This window comes from Nitrosomonas eutropha, from assembly GCF_003201195.1.
Classification (GTDB): domain Bacteria; phylum Pseudomonadota; class Gammaproteobacteria; order Burkholderiales; family Nitrosomonadaceae; genus Nitrosomonas; species Nitrosomonas eutropha.
Genome location: NZ_QICQ01000017.1, coordinates 36,632 through 56,015, shown reverse-complemented (window position 1 = coordinate 56,015; position 19,384 = coordinate 36,632). Strand labels below are relative to the sequence as shown.

Annotated in this window: 13 protein-coding genes; 6 read left to right on the top strand and 7 right to left on the bottom strand. The window is 50.2% G+C overall.

Features of this window, described 5'->3' with window-relative positions:
• Positions 1 to 101 precede the first annotated feature (101 nt).
• Complete coding sequence (locus tag C8R14_RS07685) at positions 102 to 332, top strand: HrgA protein (protein ID WP_204987599.1); 231 nt, start codon at positions 102 to 104, stop codon at positions 330 to 332.
• 109 nt (positions 333 to 441) lie between these two features.
• On the opposite strand, the gene C8R14_RS07680 is transcribed toward C8R14_RS07685, so the two are convergent.
• A complete protein-coding gene (locus C8R14_RS07680) occupies positions 442 to 1,005 on the bottom strand; it encodes an NADPH-dependent FMN reductase (protein ID WP_011635424.1) in 564 nt (187 codons plus the stop codon).
• 43 nt (positions 1,006 to 1,048) lie between these two features.
• Positions 1,049 to 1,954, bottom strand: a complete 906-nt coding sequence (locus tag C8R14_RS07675) for a D-hexose-6-phosphate mutarotase (protein ID WP_011635425.1) — start codon at positions 1,952 to 1,954, stop codon at positions 1,049 to 1,051.
• 142 nt (positions 1,955 to 2,096) lie between these two features.
• Between C8R14_RS07675 and C8R14_RS07670 the strand changes: the two genes are divergently transcribed.
• Positions 2,097 to 4,940 carry an aconitate hydratase gene (locus C8R14_RS07670; RefSeq protein ID WP_011635426.1) on the top strand — a complete coding sequence of 948 codons (2,844 nt, stop codon included), beginning with the start codon at positions 2,097 to 2,099 and terminating at the stop codon, positions 4,938 to 4,940.
• A gap of 120 nt (positions 4,941 to 5,060) precedes the next feature.
• On the opposite strand, the gene C8R14_RS07665 is transcribed toward C8R14_RS07670, so the two are convergent.
• Together C8R14_RS07665 and uvrA are read right to left on the bottom strand one after the other, a co-directional pair.
• On the bottom strand, positions 5,061 to 6,332 hold the full coding sequence (locus C8R14_RS07665) for a glycerate kinase type-2 family protein (RefSeq protein ID WP_011635427.1): 1,272 nt from the start codon (positions 6,330 to 6,332) through the stop codon (positions 5,061 to 5,063).
• The gene (gene uvrA, locus C8R14_RS07660; RefSeq protein ID WP_011635428.1) at positions 6,329 to 9,166 is read right to left on the bottom strand and encodes an excinuclease ABC subunit UvrA; all 2,838 of its coding nucleotides are present in this window, start codon (positions 9,164 to 9,166) and stop codon (positions 6,329 to 6,331) included. The genes C8R14_RS07665 and uvrA overlap by 4 nt, the downstream gene beginning before the upstream one ends.
• Positions 9,167 to 9,240: 74 nt before the next feature.
• On the opposite strand from uvrA, the gene C8R14_RS07655 reads away from it, so the two are divergent.
• The 4 genes from C8R14_RS07655 to C8R14_RS07640 all read left to right on the top strand — a co-directional run bounded on the left by C8R14_RS07655 (position 9,241) and on the right by C8R14_RS07640 (position 14,041).
• Positions 9,241 to 10,647, top strand: coding sequence for an MFS transporter (locus C8R14_RS07655; protein WP_011635429.1), 1,407 nt, complete (start codon positions 9,241 to 9,243; stop codon positions 10,645 to 10,647).
• On the top strand, positions 10,648 to 11,115 hold the full coding sequence (locus C8R14_RS07650) for a single-stranded DNA-binding protein (protein WP_011635430.1): 468 nt from the start codon (positions 10,648 to 10,650) through the stop codon (positions 11,113 to 11,115).
• Positions 11,116 to 11,317: 202 nt separating this feature from the next.
• Complete coding sequence (locus tag C8R14_RS07645; protein ID WP_011635431.1) at positions 11,318 to 13,108, top strand: ABC transporter ATP-binding protein; 1,791 nt, start codon at positions 11,318 to 11,320, stop codon at positions 13,106 to 13,108.
• A gap of 96 nt (positions 13,109 to 13,204) precedes the next feature.
• A complete protein-coding gene (locus tag C8R14_RS07640; RefSeq protein WP_242500179.1) occupies positions 13,205 to 14,041 on the top strand; it encodes a c-type cytochrome in 837 nt (278 codons plus the stop codon).
• Positions 14,042 to 14,086: 45 nt separating this feature from the next.
• On the opposite strand, the gene speE is transcribed toward C8R14_RS07640, so the two are convergent.
• The 3 genes from speE to C8R14_RS07625 form a co-directional block, all read right to left on the bottom strand.
• Positions 14,087 to 15,046, bottom strand: a complete 960-nt coding sequence (gene speE / locus C8R14_RS07635) for a polyamine aminopropyltransferase (RefSeq protein WP_011635433.1) — start codon at positions 15,044 to 15,046, stop codon at positions 14,087 to 14,089.
• Positions 15,046 to 15,453 carry an adenosylmethionine decarboxylase gene (speD, locus tag C8R14_RS07630; RefSeq protein ID WP_011635434.1) on the bottom strand — a complete coding sequence of 136 codons (408 nt, stop codon included), beginning with the start codon at positions 15,451 to 15,453 and terminating at the stop codon, positions 15,046 to 15,048. Before speD ends, speE begins: the two co-directional genes overlap by 1 nt.
• Before the next feature lie 393 nt (positions 15,454 to 15,846).
• Positions 15,847 to 19,287: an acyl-[ACP]--phospholipid O-acyltransferase gene (locus tag C8R14_RS07625; protein ID WP_011635435.1), complete on the bottom strand. Its 3,441-nt coding sequence runs from the start codon at positions 19,285 to 19,287 to the stop codon at positions 15,847 to 15,849.
• Between the last annotated feature and the right edge of the window lie 97 nt (positions 19,288 to 19,384).

Genomic DNA, 19,384 nt, shown 5'->3' with positions numbered 1-19,384 from the left:
GCGCGCGCTCTTACTTCGGGGGAATATTTATTTGATTTGTTCATGGCTCCATCTTCTCAGATAGTGGAGCCTCCTCAAAACCCGGGGCGGTTCAATTGCGGATGCTGTTCGCCGCGCACGGCATCGGCTTGATCAAACTGGATGCCGAGAACCCGACAGAAAGTCAGGTCTTGATTCCGGCTCGCGAGCGCGACGAGATCGACTGGGATATGGCCAACCGGCTGGCAACCGAGAACCGGGACTTTCTGGATTACGTGAAGCTGGTGAAGCAGTTCTACCAGACTGGCGAGGCGCGCCCAATGGACTGGGATGTCCATGAGGAGAAGGATTGAAAGCCTATTCCAGATAATCGACGACGAGGGAGATTCATCATGCATCCAGCCAGTTATTCAGGGCAGATTAGGTATCCACCCCGAACAGAAGCTGCTGGCAACAGCAGTATTACCGCAGTGTTTTAAGCGCCTGCGCCCATTTGTACAGTTCATCCAGCAAGGTTGTCGCAGCACGGAGATGAGAATCAATTGGGATGAAGTGTTTGCTTTCATCAACGTGTGTGGAAACATTCTGGATGGTGACGGCTTCCACTATTGGCATGATTTTCAGGGTAGTCAGCGTTTGTTTCAGAATCTGGGCCGCACGCAATCCGCCTGATACACCGCCATAACTCACAATCCCAGCAGGTTTGTAATTCCATTCCTTGTAAACGTAGTTGAGCGCGTTGAGCAGTGAGGGCGGTGGGCCGAAATTGTATTCCGGAGTCACAAATACATAGGCATCAGCTGCGTGGACACTGACTGCCCAGTCTTTGGTATGCGCGTGCTGATATTGCTGGCGTACTGGGTGTTCCGGCTCGTTGTACACCGGCAGATTAAATTCCGCCAGGTCTACCGGTACCACGTCAAATTTGCCATGCTGGACAGCGGCTTCGCAGAACCATTGTGCGACATGAGGCCCGATGCGCCCGGGGCGAGTACTACAGGTGATAATGTTAAGTTTTAGAGCCATTGTTTTTCCTTGTTTTCAAACAGAAAATTCTGGAGATTTTCTGTCAGTCCTGCTCAATCCGGTAATTGGCAACCAACCGGAACTCACTGCCGGGCTGGATATGAACCCGGTCTGTCGCGGCATTGGTGGTTTCCACACAAATAAAACGCAGGTAATCATCATCTTCCAGATCTGCCATTTCTGTCGAGATCTTTGCCCAGGGATTCCACACAACGGCGGTTCTGTTCCCTTTAGAAGTGATGCGGATACGGCGTTTGCGAGCTGTATCGTGAATGATGAGATTGCTATCGACTGACTGGTAAATTCGGTCCACTTCCGCCTCAATGGTGACAGCACCGATCTGGTTTTTTTCCAGGTTATCGTGCACTTTATCAATATAGCGAGTGTTTTCCAGGCTGGATACATGTGTCTGCCGAATATCCCCCACGTTGAAGTAGGTATGAAAAGCCTGTGTGATCGTACATACTTGTGAGCCCGGATTGCGAGTGATCAGCTCCAGATTGAGCGTATCGCTAATGGTAATTTCCAGTCTCAAAATGAATGCGCGTGGCCAGATGGATCGTGTTTCTTCGGTATCGGTTGATCCCAGTACGATTCGAGTGCCGTTTTCCGGGGTTGTGGATGTTTCGATGACATCCCACATGCGATTGCGCATAAAACCATGTGCTGATCGCCCTTTACCTTCCGGATCCGGGCCAAACCATGGCCAGCAAATCGGCACACCGCCTTTGATTGCCTTGCCCTGTTGATAATAGGCGCGCTTGCTTAAAAACAGAAGATCGTCTTGCGCATGTATCGGCCGGAATGCAAGCACCTGTCCGCCGTAAATCGAGATCAGTGCATTGGCCTTTTCATTCTTGATATGAATAAAGGGTAAACCCCCTTCTCCCTCTTTAAAAACTACCTGCTCCCCAATTCCGTATTTTTGATTTAGTTGCTCGATATTCATTATTCTCCCGTTTAAAAATACAAAAAAGCTGTAACCATCGGTGTCAGGTCAAGTATTTGGTTGCAGCCAGTGGCGAATGATAAACTTAAACGGTTACTGCATAAATACAAAATGCCCGTCGTCTCTTATTCAAGGAACCATCATGGCCCACAATTTATTCAATAGCTTAAGTACGTTACCTCTATCTAACGGTGAAACAATCCAGTTTTATTCGCTTCCTGCGCTTGAAGCAGCCGGGCTGGGAACCATCTCGCGTTTGCCAGTTTCCATCCGGATCATACTGGAATCTATTTTGCGCAATTACGATGACAAGAAAATCACTGAGGCTCATGTCAAACAACTTGCTAGTTGGCAGCCAAGAGCAGAACGCACTCAGGAAATACCGTTTGTCGTGGCGCGTATCGTATTACAAGATTTCACCGGGATACCGTTGTTGGTTGATCTGGCCGCGATGCGCAGTGTAGCCAAGAGATTGGGAAAAAATCCGGAGTTGATCGAACCGCTAGTACCGGTAGATCTGGTGGTGGATCATTCAATTCAGATAGATTATTACGGTGATAGCCAAGCACTCGCACGGAACATGGAAATCGAATTCCAGCGCAATCGGGAACGCTACCAGTTCATTAAATGGGGTATGCAAGCATTCGATACATTCGGCGTGGTTCCTCCCGGAATTGGTATCGTGCATCAGGTCAATCTGGAATATCTTGCGCGTGGCGTACATCAAAAGGATGGATTTATTTATCCGGATACACTGGTTGGAACTGATTCACATACCACAATGATCAACGGTATTGGCGTGGTGGGATGGGGGGTGGGAGGAATCGAAGCCGAAGCGGGTATGCTTGGGCAACCGATCTATTTCCTGACGCCAGATGTAGTCGGCGTCAATCTAACAGGGCATCTGCAGGAGGGAGTTACCGCGACTGATCTAGTGCTGACAGTCACAGAAATGCTACGGAGAGCCAATGTAGTGGGCAAGTTTGTTGAATTTTTCGGTGAAGGTGTTACTTTGCTGAGTCTGCCGGATCGCGCCACGATTGCCAACATGGCTCCTGAATACGGTGCAACCATGGGCTTTTTTCCAGTAGATGATGCAACACTTGCCTATTTCCGATATACCGGTCGTACAGAAGAAGAAATCGATGCTTTCGAACGCTATTTCAAGGCGCAAGGGCTGTTCGGCATGCCACGCCATGGGGATATCGATTACAGCCAGGAGCTCGCCTTAGATCTAAGTACTATCACACCTTCATTGGCTGGGCCGAAGCGCCCGCAGGATCGCATTGCACTCAAAGATCTAAAATCTACTTTCACTGAATTATTCAGCAAACCTATCAAGGAAAATGGCTACGGCAAAGCGGCAGAAGTATTGGGAAATACTTATACCACCCGCGACAATCATGCACAATCCAACCTTTGCGTTGCACCCGACAGCAGTCAAAGTGAATCTGCATTACTACCTGGAAGTGCGCGCAATGTGGTCGAGATGGCCAATAACCGCCCTACCCCTCAAACTGCCACCAACGGCACACCGATCCAACCAATCGAGTTGCGCCACGGTGACATACTGATTGCTGCCATTACTTCCTGCACCAATACTTCCAATCCAAGTGTGCTAATTGCTGCCGGTTTACTGGCAAAAAAGGCAGTGGAAAAAGGCCTGGCAGTCAAAAAACATATCAAGACTTCACTTGCACCTGGATCACGTGTCGTTACAGAGTATCTTCGTACTGCCGGTTTGTTACCTTATCTTGAACAGCTCGGTTTTAACGTGGCCGGTTATGGTTGCACAACCTGTATCGGAAACTCAGGACCACTGCGAAAAGTGATCGAAGAAACCGTTGTCAAGGATGATCTGGTATGCGCAGCGGTATTATCCGGTAACCGCAATTTCGAGGCGAGGATTCACTCCAATATTCGCGCCAACTTTCTTGCATCTCCTCCACTGGTGGTGGCCTATGCTATTGCTGGAACGGTACTGAGGGATCCGACAAGCGAACCACTGGGAGAGGATAAAGATGGCAAACCTGTTTGGTTGCGCGATATCTGGCCAACTAACGTAGAAATCGAATCCATGATGAAATTTGCGACCCAGGCGGAAACTTTCCGTCGCTTATACAGTGATTTCACTCGGGATCATACACTTTGGAACGATATCACCTCGGCTACCGGTAAGTTGTATGACTGGCCGGATTCCACTTACATCGCCGAACCACCCTTTTTTGAAGATTTTTCCCTGGAAATAGATCAAACCAAGGCGCCAGATGCCATTCATGGCGCACGTACGCTGGCAATTCTCGGTAATTCAGTTACAACCGACCATATCAGCCCTGCCGGCGCCATCATGGAATCTTCGCCTGCAGGGCAATATTTACTGGCACATGGCGTTGCCCGGGCAGATTTCAATAGTTATGGCTCGCGTCGAGGGGATCATCGCGTCATGATGCGCGGCACATTTGCTAATGTGCGTATCAGAAATCTGATGGTGCCTGGCAGTGAAGGCAGCGTTACGTTGTACTATAACGATGGCGATCGTGACGGGAAGGAAATGAGTATCTTTGATGCAGCCATGCAGTATATTCAGGATGGCATACCAACCATAGTATTTGCCGGTAAAGAATATGGCGCTGGTTCAAGCCGTGATTGGGCAGCTAAAGGCCCACAATTGTTGGGCGTCAAAGCAGTAATCGCGGAGAGTTACGAACGTATCCACCGCAGCAACCTGATTGGCATGGGCGTGCTCCCGCTGCAATTCAAAGAAGGGGATAGCATGGCTTCTCTGGGTATTCAGGGCGATGAACGATTTGATATTCTGGGGCTGGGTGATCTTCAACCGCAACAAGAAATTACACTGGTCATTCACAGCCAGGATGGTTCGCGCCGGGAAGTCAGATTACGCAGCCGTATCGATACCGCGATTGAAGTGGATTACTACCGTCACGGCGGCATTTTGCAGTATGTGTTAAGAAAAACTTACGCGTAAATTGCTTTAAAACCAGTAGGTATCTCTACAGGATTTGATGTCCTGGGTATCCAGCCCTTTTTCCAGTGGGCCGGATACTTGATTCATGTACCAAGACATAAACCTATCCAATATTTAGAGCTACAAAACCAGAACAACCCGGTAGTCATTAACATTGGTGCGGGTTGGGCCGGTGACAATCAGATCATCCAGTTGGTCAAAGAAAGTCCAGGCATCATTGTCATCAAGCAATCTTACTGGATTAACGTCGGCCTGCTCTACTCGATTGAGGGTATCTGGTGTGATTACTGCACCGGCGTTGGTTCCGTTGCCGTCGATTCCGTCAGTATCGCAAGCCAATGCGTAAACTTCTTCCAGTCCATTGAGTGCGATGGCGAGCGAGAGCAGAAACTCGGCATTGCGCCCGCCCCTGCCAGAACCTGTTACCGTTACCGTGGTTTCTCCACCGGAAATCAAGGCTACAGGCGGTTTAAACGGGTTGCTGTAATGGCGTACTTCCCGTGCGATGGCCGCATGCATTTTGGCGATTTCCTTTGCCTCCCCGGTTACGGTGTCACCGAGAATCAGCGGTGTAATGCCTTGTGCACGAAAAAACTGTGCAGCCGCCGCGAGTGATTGCCGCGCCGTAGCGATTATCCGGTTTTTCACGTTCCTGAAAACCGGATCGCCTAGTTTGGGGGTTTCGTTACTGCCTGTATTGACATTTTTCTGCAGGATTCCCATGGTTTGCGGAGCAATGTTAATTGCATAACGCTCTATCAGTGCCAGCACATCCTGCCAGGTGGAGGGATCTGGCGCACAGGGTCCGGATGCGATGGAGGAAGGATCGTTATCGGTGACATCCGAGATGATCAGACTGTGTACCGATGCCCGGCTGGCGGCTGCCAATCTGCCACCCAGTACGACAGATAAATGCTTGCGCACGATATTGATTTCCTGGATTGCCGCGCCACAACGCAATAACTGGCGGGTAATTGATTTCAGTTCATCCAGCGTTACTCCGGGAATGGGCGCAGACAGCAGACTGGACCCCCCGCCACTGAACAGTCCCAGCAGCAGATCATTTGGCGTGAGTATGCGTGCCGATTCCAGCATGGCGCGGGCTGCCATTTCACCTTGTGTATCCGGTACCGGATGACTGGCCTCAATCACCATGATGTTGTTCGTCGCCAGACCATGACCATAAGGCGTCACCACAATCCCTTCCAGGGGATGATCTGCTGGCCAGTTCTCTTCCACTGCGCGCGCCATGGCGGCAGCCGCTTTGCCAGCACCAACCACCAGCGTGTTCCCGCGTGGCGGTTCAGGCAGATGACAAGGCACAATTTTCAGCGGATCAGCTGCATTAACAGCAGCATGAAAACTATCAAGCAGAAGTTCGCGCGGATTCATGAAGAGGTTTGGGTAGTACTGGAAAGCAATGGCTGGAGAAACTGTCCGGTAAAACTGCCAGGCATCGCTGCCACGGCTTCCGGTGTGCCCTCGGCGATGATTCTACCGCCTCCGGCACCACCTTCCGGACCAAGATCAATAATCCAGTCAGCCGTTTTAATAACGTCCAGATTATGTTCGATAATAACCACAGTATTCCCGTTATCACGCAGGCGGTGTAGCACTTTGAGCAACAGATCGATATCCTGAAAATGCAGACCAGTCGTCGGCTCATCCAGAATATAGAGTGTGCGGCCAGTATCACGTTTGGATAATTCCAGAGAAAGTTTAACGCGCTGCGCCTCACCACCAGATAGCGTGGTGGCAGATTGTCCCAGCGTGATATATCCCAGTCCCACATCCAGCAAGGTTTGCAGCTTGCGGGCAATCACCGGCACTGCTTCAAAAAATATATGTGCGTTTTCAACGGTCATTTGCAGAATTTCGTGGATATTTTTACCTTTGTATTGAATCTCCAATGTTTCCCGGTTGTAACGCTGTCCATGACACACATCGCAGGCAACATAAATATCCGGCAAAAAATGCATTTCCACCTTAATGACACCATCCCCCTGGCAGGCTTCACAGCGTCCGCCTTTGACATTAAACGAAAATCGGCCTGGCAGATAACCGCGTTCTCTGGCTTGCGGCACACCGGCGAATAATTCACGCACCGGGGTGAACAGGCCGGTGTAGGTGGCGGGATTGGAACGGGGAGTACGTCCGATCGGGCTTTGGTTGATATCAATCACCTTATCGAAAAAGCCCAGCCCATCAATTTCCCGGTAAGCCGCCGGGTCAGTCAAGCTGCCGTACAAATGCCGCGCCACAGCGCGATACAGCGTATCGTTAATCAAAGTGGATTTTCCCGAGCCTGAAACACCCGTCACACACACCAGCAGTCCGACCGGTAAATCAAGCGCAACCTGTTTGAGATTGTTACCACTTGCTCCGCGTATGATCAGTATTCTTTCCGGATCAGGAGGTGTACGCGCAGCTGGGATAGCAATGGCTAACTTTCCGGAAAGATACTGCCCGGTCAATGAGGCAGGATTTTCCTGAATCGCTGCGGGCGTGCCTTCTGCAACCACACGTCCACCATGTTCACCGGCGCCGGGGCCCATATCGACGACATGATCTGCCAGCAGGATGGCGTCCTGATCATGCTCCACCACGATAACGCTATTGCCGAGATCGCGTAGATGTTTGAGGGTTTCCAGTAAACGTTCATTATCACGCTGATGCAGACCAATCGAAGGTTCATCCAGCACATACATGACACCGGTCAAGCCAGAGCCGATCTGGCTGGCAAGGCGAATACGCTGCGCCTCTCCGCCGGAAAGCGTATCGGCGGATCGATTAAGTGAAAGATAGTCCAGCCCGACATTGTTGAGAAACTGCAGACGGCTGGATATTTCCTTGACAATACGCTCTGCGATGGCCTGCTTATGGCCTTCCAGCTTCATTTCATCAAAAAACTGTTTGGCCTGCCGCAGTGGCCAGGCACTGATTGCAAAAATTGTCTCACCATTCACTGTAACGTGGCGGGCTTCACGGCGCAGGCGTGTACCTTCACATTCCGGACAGACGCGCGCATTGATAAATTTGGCCAGCTCTTCGCGTACAGTTTGTGATTCAGTTTCCCGATAACGGCGCTCCAGGCTGGGGATAATGCCCTCGAACACATGCGTTTGCTGATTGGCTTTGCCTTGCTCATTGAAGTAAGTAAAGGTGACTTTTTCCTTGCCGGAACCATACAACACAACCTGTTGTGCAGCCTCACTCAATTGCTCGAATGGAACTTCAAGATTGAAGTGGTAATGCGTTGCCACTGCCTGCAACATCTGGAAATAGAACTGATTACGCCGATCCCAACTTTTGATAGCGCCTGTGGCCAGTGATAAATACGGAAAAGCCACCACCCGCGCCGGATCGAAAAAAGTGATCTGCCCCAGCCCGTCACAGCGATGACACGCACCAGCAGGATTATTGAAGGAAAATAGACGCGGTTCAAGCTCGGATAAGGCATAGCTACATACCGGACAACTGAATCTGGCAGAGAATAGGTATTCCTTACCGGTATCCATTTCTACCGCTATTGCCTTGCCTTCAGCATAGTGCAAGGCTGTTTCAAAAGATTCTGCTAAGCGCTGTTTGATCTCCAGTGAAATCTTGAGACGATCTATCACCACTTCGATCGTATGCTTCCTATTTTTCTGCAACTTCGGCAGGGCGTCGATATCATGCACTTCCCCATCCAGCCGGACGCGCACGAATCCTTGCGAACGCAGCTGATCAAACAATTCCAGCTGTTCGCCCTTGCGCCCGGTTATTACTGGTGAAAGAATCATCAACCGGGTATCTGCCGGCAATGCCAGTACCTGATCAACCATTTGCGAAACACTTTGTGCCGCCAGCGCAATGCCATGCTCCGGGCAATGCGGTTCTCCCGTTCGGGCAAACAGCAAGCGCAGATAATCATGTATTTCGGTGACTGTCCCCACGGTGGAACGCGGGTTGTGCGAAGTGGCTTTTTGCTCAATGGAAATGGCGGGTGATAACCCTTCGATCAGATCGACATCCGGTTTTTCCATCAATTGCAAAAACTGCCGTGCATACGCAGAAAGTGATTCAACATAACGCCGCTGGCCTTCCGCATACAGCGTATCGAAAGCCAGCGAAGATTTGCCGGAGCCGGATAGCCCTGTGATCACAATCAGCCGGTTGCGCGGCAGATCAAGGTCTACGTTTTTAAGATTATGTGTCCGTGCACCACGGATCCTGATGAATTCCATCGGCTACCTAAGAAAGAGTCAACCTGATAATATACCCAACTTCCCGCTTTTATCACAATTCACAATTACGCTTCATGTCCGCAACACCTGCATCCAGAACAGCAACCAAACTTCCTGAAAAAATGTCCCGGGTGGAGCTGCGCGCATCCATCAGTCTGGCAGGCGTCTATGCACTTCGCATGTTCGGTCTGTTCATTATTCTTCCGGTTTTTACTTTTTTCGCCAAAGATCTGCCAGGAGGAGACAGTTACACGCTGATCGGTATCGCGCTGGGTGCTTACGGATTGACGCAGGCGATTCTGCAGATTCCATTCGGCTGGCTGTCTGATCGCATCGGGCGCAAGCCGGTGGTGTATCTCGGCCTGATCCTGTTTGCCGTGGGCAGTTTTGTCGCAGCATCAGCAACCGATATTTACTGGGTTATTTTCGGGCGCGTCATCCAGGGTGCCGGTGCTATTTCAGCCGCAGTCATGGCGCTGGCAGCTGATTTGACACGGGAAGAACATCGCACCAAGGCGATGGCAATGATTGGAGTCAGCATCGGCGCAGTATTCGCACTGTCACTGATATCTGCGCCTATCCTGAATCAATGGGTCGGCGTCCCGGGTATTTTCGCCATTACCGGCTGTCTGGCCATATTGGCAATGCTGGTCGTGTACAAGGTAGTACCTGATCCGGTTATCAGCCGTTTTCACTCGGACACCGAGGTTACTACCAGCCGCTTTGGTAACGTGTTACGTGATCCGCAACTGCTGCGATTGAACTATGGGATTTTTGCCCTGCATGCGGTCCTGATGGCACTCTGGCTGGTGGTACCAGTATCCCTGCGGGAAACCGGCCTGGCCGCTGCCCACCACTGGCAAGTTTATTTGCCCGTCATGGTAGGCGCGGTGATATTGATGGTGCCTGCCATTATTTATGCCGAGAAAAAAGCCCGGATGAAACCGGTTTTCATTGCTGCTGTGGCGTTATTGTTACTGGCACAGGTGTTACTGGCGATCTTCAACACTTCCTTTTGGGGACTGGTTTTCGCGTTACTGGTCTTTTTCACCGCGTTTAATCTGCTCGAAGCAACACTGCCCTCACTGATCTCTAAAATTGCACCCGTTGGTGCCAAGGGAACTGCCATTGGCGTTTACAGCAGCACCCAGTTTCTAGGTGCGTTTGTTGGCTCCGCCTTGGGCGGTTACTTGTTCCAGCATTTTGGCTTTTACGCCATGGCGATCATGTGCAGCGGGTTGTTGATTATTTGGTTGATACTGGCCACCACCATGCAGGCACCGGCAGCTGTCCGTTCCAAAATGTATCAGGTTGGAGAAATGAATTCCGAACAGGCCAATGCCTTATCACGCGAATTGGCAGCCCTGCCGGGAGTATATGAGGCGCTTGTACTGGCCAATGAACAGGTGGCTTATCTGAAGGTTGATCTCAAGGGTTTTGATGAAGAAAAAGTGGTTCAGTTATTGGAAGGAAATAGATAAATGGCTTCACTAAATAAAGTTATGTTGATTGGCAATCTTGGCCGCGATCCGGAAATCCGTTACATGCCCAGCGGCGATGCCATGGCAAATCTGAATATTGCCACTACCGATACCTGGAAAGACAAGGGGGGCGAGAAACAGGAGCGCACCGAATGGCACCGGATCGTTATGTTTGGCAAGCTGGCTGAGATTACTGGAGAATATCTGAAAAAAGGCTCACAGATTTATATCGAAGGTCGCTTACAAACGCGCAAATGGACTGATAAATCCAACGTGGAACGCTATACCACCGAAATCGTCGCCGACCGTATGCAAATGCTTGGTGGCCGCTCAGGTGGTGGCAGCGGTGGTAACTATGATCCACCAGCCGACCAAGGTAACGAATATTCAAGTAACACACCTGCTAAAACTGGCACTACAGGTAGCAGCACAGGTTTTGACGATATGGAAGACGATATCCCGTTTTAGCCAGTACCTATCAGGTAAATGCAAATAAACCCGGGCAAACTTATCGCTCGTCCGGGCTCCGGTTTTTATCTTCCACACACTGACCCTAACGTGTCAGTTGGTTTGATCACTGCATCTGTACATCGCCATCTTGCTTTGTCAGTTGTACAAGCCTCATATCTTATTACCATGAGGCCCAAATACTCTTTTCCTGTCGTTTCTGATGAATGAAACCCACTTTTCCCCGCATGCACCAGCGTTGCCGGGCGAACCGATTCCTTTTCTGCTGCATTTTTTCAGGCATTACACCGGCTGGTGTGCGCTGGTTGTGCTGTTGGAAATCGGTTCTTCGGCCAGCGGTATTCTGACGCCGTATGCCATCGGACAGATTGTCGGCGGGGTAACGGATGCGATCAATGTGCGGGAACAGATCTTTACCGCCGTTGCCTTCCCACTCGGGCTTTACATCGTGCTTAACCTGAGTGAAGTGCTGTTCAGCCGTGCCAGCGCCTCTTGCCGGATTGTTGTTGCTCCGCGTTTGCGCGCGCAGGTAACCAGCGAGCTGTACGCCTGGCTGCAACATCATTCGCATCGCTTTCTCAGCAATAATTTTGCCGGTGCGCTGGCCAGCCGCATTTCGGAAACTTCCACTAGCGTCAACATGACATTGTGGACACTGGTATTTGATTTTCTGCCGATTGTCGTCACGCTGACGGTATCAGTCGCTCTGCTGTGGTATGCCAGTATTCCGCTAGCCTTGTTCACGCTGGTATGGGCATTACTCTTTCTGAGTATTTCTTATCAGCTGGCACGACGTTGCCGGCCATTGGCGCATAAATCGGCCGAGGCACGCAGTATTACAATTGGCAAAGTGGTAGATGCTGTTACCAATCTTGCCAGTGTGCGGCTGTTTGCCATGCTGGGCTTTGAGCGCGATTACCTAAAAAATTTTCTGAATAATGAAATTACTGCGGCACGACGTTGGCTCTGGTCCAACGAGAGAATCCTCTGGTTTCAATATTCGCTAGCACTAATCCTCAAAGTGGGAACATTGCTGTTTGCGCTATGGCTATGGCAGCGGGATCGGATATCGGTCGCTGATTTTGTGATGAGCATCAGCCTTTCATTGCTGATCATCAATGAAGTGCGCAATATCAGCCGTCGTTTCATTGATCTGTTTGAATACATTGGCAATATCACCAATGGGGTGTACACCATCGTGCGTGAACACGAGATCACTGATTCCCCTGGAGCAAAACCGCTGCAAGTTACCCAGGGTTGTATTGAATTGCGTGATGTTACCTTCAGCTATGTTCCTGGCAGCCCGGTATTTGAAAATCTCAATCTGCGGATTGAAGGCGGGCAGCGTGTTGGGCTGGTAGGATATTCTGGTTCTGGTAAATCTACCTTGCTGAATCTGATTTTGCGGCTGTATGATCCCCAACAAGGCAGTATTCTGATTGATGGCCAGGATATCCGGAACATTACCCAGCAATCTCTGCATGCACAAATCAGCTTGATTCCGCAAGATCCGGGGCTGTTTCACCGCACACTGTTGGAAAACATCCGCTATGGCCGTCCTGATGCCAACCAGGAAGAAATCGAACTGGCGGCACGTGGCGCGGATGCGCATGAATTTATCGAGCGCATGCCCAGTCAGTATGAATCACTAGTGGGCGAGCGTGGTGTAAAGCTCTCTGGCGGCCAGCGGCAACGTATTTCCATCGCCCGGGTGATCGTAAAGAATGCGCCGATTCTGATCATGGATGAGGCTACTTCCAGCCTGGATTCCGTGACCGAACAAGCCATCCAGAACAGCCTGAATACACTTATGCAAAATAAAACTGTCATCGTAGTCGCTCACCGCCTTTCCACCATCGCACACCTGGATCGCATTCTGGTATTTAGCCACGGGCGTATTATTGAAGACGGCAGCCATGCCGAACTGCTGGCTGCCAATGGTGCCTACACTCAGCTGTGGACCCGGCAGACAAACGGATTTCTGGTTGAATAAATGGAACGAGATCAAAAACATTTTCTCAACTGGCATTGCAATCACCATAGTTGCATTACGCCTTATTGCAGATGCTTAATACTGAGTGTGTGTTTAATGATCGGCCTTATCCATCTGGCGCATGCACAAGCTGATGCAATGGATACTTTCATCAAATTCAAAAATCAGGATAACGTCGTCCAATTGCTAAAACCAGAGGAACTCAATACCTTTAGCAGGCAGACAATATTGAATATTTTTGAAGTGCACGAGCGCAGGGAGCGTCAATATAAGGCTTATCCTGTACAGCCCGTTTTGGATCGAATTTTTGGACAAGGCTGGAGAGCTGCAGACGAGATTGTCTTTAGCTGCAAAGATGGCTATCAGCCCAGTATCCCGGTGGCGAAATTTCTCGCTTACGACGCCTATCTTGCCGTTGCGAGCGCAGACGGCTCCCCTTTTATACTGGATAACACACTGCAAAATCATGAAGTGGTGGAATTAGGGCCGGTTTATCTGGTATGGGACAACCTGAAATTCCCCATCCTGCTTGCAGAAGGCGCCGCTGATATGCCGTATCAGATCATTGGCATTGAGCTCGCTGCTTTTGCCACCCGTTTCCCGGGAATGTTTCCTCCAGCGCGTGTTTCTGCTGAGGTCAAACGTGGTTTTCTACATTTCCGCAAATATTGCATGGCGTGCCATACCATCAACGGGCAAGGAGGAGGGAAAGCGCCTGAATTAAATTATCCTATCAGCGTAACCGAATACTTCAAACCAGAATACCTGAAACGCTGGATTGATGATCCGGCCAGTCTACGCTACAACACGACCATGCCGGCGCTAGCTGCAGAAATACCGGAGCGAGAGAAGGTTCTGGAAGAAATTATTGCTTACCTGACGGCTATGCAGAGGGTGAAGCACACTCCACCTGCGAAAAACAGCAAAAAATGATTTTGCTGCTGCCGCTGGTAACGATATACAGCACGTCCAGTATGTTCAGTCCGGGATGACGGTAACGCCAGGCAATGATTCGGGGTCGTTGATTCCTTCAAGTATTTCACCCCGGTGAATTAATTTAACCGGTCGCTGCAGGATCTCGCGTACAAAATTAGGTTGTGCGAGCAGGGCATGGTGAGTCGCTCCGTTGTAGAGCTGCAAATCCTGCAATCCCTGTTTATCTAGACGTGCATTAACTTCTTCTGAGCTCAGAAGAAGAGGATCAGTTGTATCGGAAGCCATGGCCATACACCATAACGTGCCGTAGAGCGGGACATACTGCAAATAGGGCCGAACGATGGCAAACACCTCCCGTAACGAAGCGGCAATTCTTGCCATGGGTATCTGCAAATGAATGGGCGATCCGATATGCAGCGAAATTACCCCACCGGGATTCAACAGCTTTTGGCAGGCACGATAAAATTCAACTGTGTAAAGATCGGTTGCTGGCCCGAACGGGTCGGTCAAGTCGAGAATGATCTGATCGAAGCGTTCAACGCTACTTTCAATAAAAGGCAGCGCATCGCCCAGGAGCAGCTCCAGGCGCGGATCATCAAATGCCCCGCGATGAATAGTTGGCAACCATTCTCGCGCCATCCGGATCACCTCACCATCCAGTTCAGCCAGTACCAGGCGCTGCACCCCGGGATATTTGAGTAACTCTTCTGCCGCGCCGCCATCGCCACCACCAACAATCAGGGCGTGGCGCGGTGCACCATGGCTGATGGCAGGCAAATGCACCATGGGTTCATGATAAAAAAATTCATCACGCTCCGAGGTCATGAAACAGCCATCGATGCGCATCACCCGGCCAAACAGTGGATTCTCAAAAATCTCAATTTTTTGCCAGGCTGAGTTTACCTTTGCCAGTTGTCGGCTTGCACGCAGATAAAAACCAAAATCCGGGCTCAGACGCTCTGCTACATAACGCGCTTTATAAGCATTGCCGGATTCTTCCATCACGCACGCTCAACCCGGTGCAGATGCGGATCAGCCGGATTGAAGGCTTCCAGAATGCTGTCGAACAGTTGCTGTGCTTTGGGGCGATTGTCGGATGAATAGTTACAGACATACACATCCAGGGTCACATAACCGGATTCCGGCCAGGTGTGAATGGATAAATGGGATTCTGCCAGTACCACTACACCAGTCACACCGCCTCCTTCGCCAAAACTGTGGAAAAGACTGCCAACGATGGTTAAACCAGCTGCAGTTACGCATTGCTTGCAGAACGTTTCCAGAAAATCAGCATCCAGCATCAAGCGTTCATCGCATGAACAACCGTATAAATCACCAATCAAATGCAAACCCATTGCACTGCGCTTAACGGTAGATGGCATGGATGTAACGGTAATCATAGTATTCATGGATATAACTCCCTTTTCTTTTACTTGGTCAGCAGAACCAGCAAGCTTTTTGCAGCACGAAATTCGTTATCCGCTTGCTATGTAATTTTTGTAGCATGTAAATAGACAGGAAGGCGTGTCGCCGGTCAAGTTGCCAAGCCTTCATTTCGTTGCTGTACAGCACTGTAAGCAAGCAACGCTGGCTGCACTCTGTCCGGCCAGGATTTTTTCAAGCCGCTGATTATAGCGCTCAAACAAGCTGAAACAAATAGCACTTGCCGGAAGAGCAGGTAGTACGGCCATAATTGGCCAGATATCTGTTGTTCATAGCATGATTCGCTATAAAACAGCTATATTCCCGACGATCCGGGCGTACCGCATAATGAAAGGATGATCTGTTTTATCAATAAATCTCTAACCAGGGCTTGTGCCTGGCTGCTGCACCCATTCGTGCAACAGTACATAATCGATTTTACCCGTCGCCAGTAACGGCAGTTTGTCAATGTACAAAATGTTCTGTGGGATTCCCAGTTCGCCCAGATCATTTTTGCTGAAATAAGTGATGATTTCACTTCGATCTGCTTGCTGGCGGGTGGTAATCAGCACAATCTGCTCACCTTTTTTCGCATCAGGACGCTGGATTACGGCATGACCATAACCTGGCCACAGCCGATTGATGGCTTCCTCCACCGCTGTCAACGAGATCATTTCTCCACCAATTTTGGCAAACCGTTTGGCGCGCCCCTTAATGAAAACATAACCTTCCTCGTTGATTTCAACGATGTCGCCTGTATCATGCCAGCCTTCGGCGGGCGGTACGATCATGCCGGGATTGGCGGCCAGATAATAGCCCAGCATCACATTCGGGCCAGATACCAGCAATCTGCCACCCTGGCTGATTCCCGCAACCGGTTCCAGTCTGCTGTGAATACCTGGCAACAGGCGACCCACTGAGCCGGGATGGTTATGCATCGGCGTATTTAAACTGAGGATAGGGGCAGTCTCCGTCGTGCCGTAGCCTTCAAAAATACGTACACCAAAATTTTCCGACCATAGTCTGCGTGTGCTTTCCCGCAATTTTTCAGCACCGGCGAATACATAACGAATGCTGTAAAAATCGTAAGCATTGGCATAGCGCGCATAGCCAGCAAGAAAGGTATCTGTGCCAAACATCAGGGTGGCGTTGGTATCGTAGATCAGCTCGGGAATGATCCGGTAATGCAGCGGTGATGGATACAAAAAGACCCGGATACCGGACAACACTGGCAGCAATGTGCCACCCGTCAAGCCAAAAGAATGAAAGATCGGCAAGGCATTGAATACCAGATCGCTCGGGCCGAAATCAATCCGGGCAGATACCTGAAAGCGATTTGCCTGTAGATTGGTATGGCTGAGTACAACCCCCTTGGGCGTATCTTCGGAGCCGGAAGTAAACAGAACCACAGCCGGTGCATCCGGATCGCGCCGGGAATCCGTCAGACGATAACTCATTCCGGGCAGCCAGCCTGCCACCAGCCCCATCAGCTTGTGCCACCAATGCGCCTGGTGCGGAAGATCTTCCAGATAAATCAGATGGATCTGCTGTGCTTTCAGACTGTCGATCTGCCCGCTCAGTTTTGCCGCTTCGATAAATTTGCGTGCAGTAATGACTGTCCGGATTTGTGCAATCCGACAAGCCATCACCAGATTTCTGGAGCTGGCAGAAAAATTCAGCATAGCGGGCACACGCCCGAAAGCATGTAGTGAGAAAAAGCAGATCAGGTTACTCACCATATTGGGCAGCATGATCCCCACGTTTTCTTGCGCATGCGTACGGTGGCGCAAAATAGCACCCAGTATGAAGCTGCGGGTGATCAGTTGCGAATAATTCAGCGGATGACGTTCAACATCTTCTGCAATGGTATGTTTTCCGCCATGTGTAGCAGCAGCGTCGAGCAGAGACTGAAATAGGGTTTGCTGCATGGCATTGCTCTGAAAGACAGTGGTGGCCATGATGTCGTATAGCTTTAGCCCGGTTGTTCGGCGGCGGCGCCTGCCACGGATTGAGTCCGGCAGATTAAAGTTTTCTGGCGGCATGACCGTCACTGTGATCCTGGGAAACCAGCGTATTCTCACTTTGCCTTTCAATCTGGAAAAAGGCGTGTATTGCGGGCCTGACAGGCTGACTGGAAGCAATTTTGCATCGACTTTATCTGCAATCATGGCTGGGCCTTCGTAGATTTTCATGAGCGCTCCAGTCATTGTCATTCGACCTTCCGGAAAAATCACCACTCTGTCACCGTTTCTGACTCGTTCGATCAGCAGGCGTGTGGAAAGGGGATTGATCGGATCCACCGTCACCGTATCCGCCAGAAACAGGAATGGTCGAACCCACCATTTCCGGGCAATATCAGAATTGATGGCAAAACACAGGCGCTCAGGAAAACATACGCTCAGCAGTGCGGCATCCAGGAATGACAGGTGATTGGCAACGATCAATACCCTTTCTCCCGCCTGCTGATAATGTTCCAGCCCATTGATCTTCAGACGGTAAAAGGTATGAAAGACCCAATGCAAAATGGATCTGGCCAATTCATACGGCAACAATTTTGCAATGTAGATTGCCACCAGACCATTGAGCAGCGCGATCGTCAGGAATACCTCGGGAACAGTAAAATCCAGTGCCAGCATCACACTGATTCCCAGTGCAGAAACCACCATGAATAGCGCATTCATGATGTTATTGGCAGCAATGGCGCGCGATCGCTGAGAAGCTTCTGCGTAGTTTTGTACAATGGCATACAGCGGCACAATGTAAAGCCCGCCACTGATTGAGATGACCAGCAAATCCAGCAGAATTCGCCAGTGGGCGAATGATTCCAGAAAACTCAGGGCACCGATGAATTCATGATCTGATGCGGGGACGACAGCAACACTGGCAAAATATAAATCGACGGTGAAGAACGTCATGCCCAGTACACCCAAAGGCACATAAGTGGCAGCCACTTTCCCCTTGAGCAACTTGTCGCACAGCAGTGCACCGATACCGATCCCCACTGAAAAAAGTGTCAAAAACAGCGTAACAACCTGTTCGTTTCCACCGATAATTTCCTTGGCGAAGGTGGGAAACTGCGACAAAAACGTAGCACCAAACAGCCAGAACCACGATATCCCGAGAATGGCGTGAAACACTGTGCTGTTCTGCCGAGCTTGCTGAATGATTGTGCGCGTGTCTTGGAGGAGATGCCAACTGACTGTTGTATCTGCAGCAGCCGGTTGAACCGGGGGAATAAACAGGCTGAATAACCAGCCTGCCAATGCCACGCTGATTACGATAGCCGATACAATCCATCCCCCTTGTTCAGCCAGAATAAGTAATCCCCCTATGATTGTACCGAGCAGGATGGCAATAAATGTTCCCGCACTAACCAGCGCATTACCGCCAATTAGCTCATCTTCACGCAACTGATCTGGCAGGATGCTGTATTTTAACGGACCGAAGAAAGCAGACTGAGCGCCCATCAGAAACAATATCCCCAGCAGAAACAGTACGCTGTCCAGATAAAATCCTGTAGCAGCCCCCCCCATCAGAATGATTTCGACGAATTTGACATAGCGGATCAGCCGCGCCTTGTCCCATTTATCCGCCAGTTGACCGGCAAGCGCAGAAAAAACAAAAAATGGCAGGATGAAAATACCGGCCGCCAGCGTAACCATGATCTGTGGGCTCAGGCCCGCGTTGTCCATAGCGGCATAGGTAATCAGGATCACCAGTGCATTCTTGAAAACATTGTCATTGAATGCACCCAGAAACTGGGTAACAAAAAAGGGTAAAAAACGTCTGCTTGAAAGCAGTTTCCACTGACTTGAATGCATGGCAAACCTTCTCGGATAGTGATCTTTTGATTATAGGGAACTCTTCTCGGAAACCATAGCCTCTAATACGGCATCATCTGCTGTTGACAATCGGCAT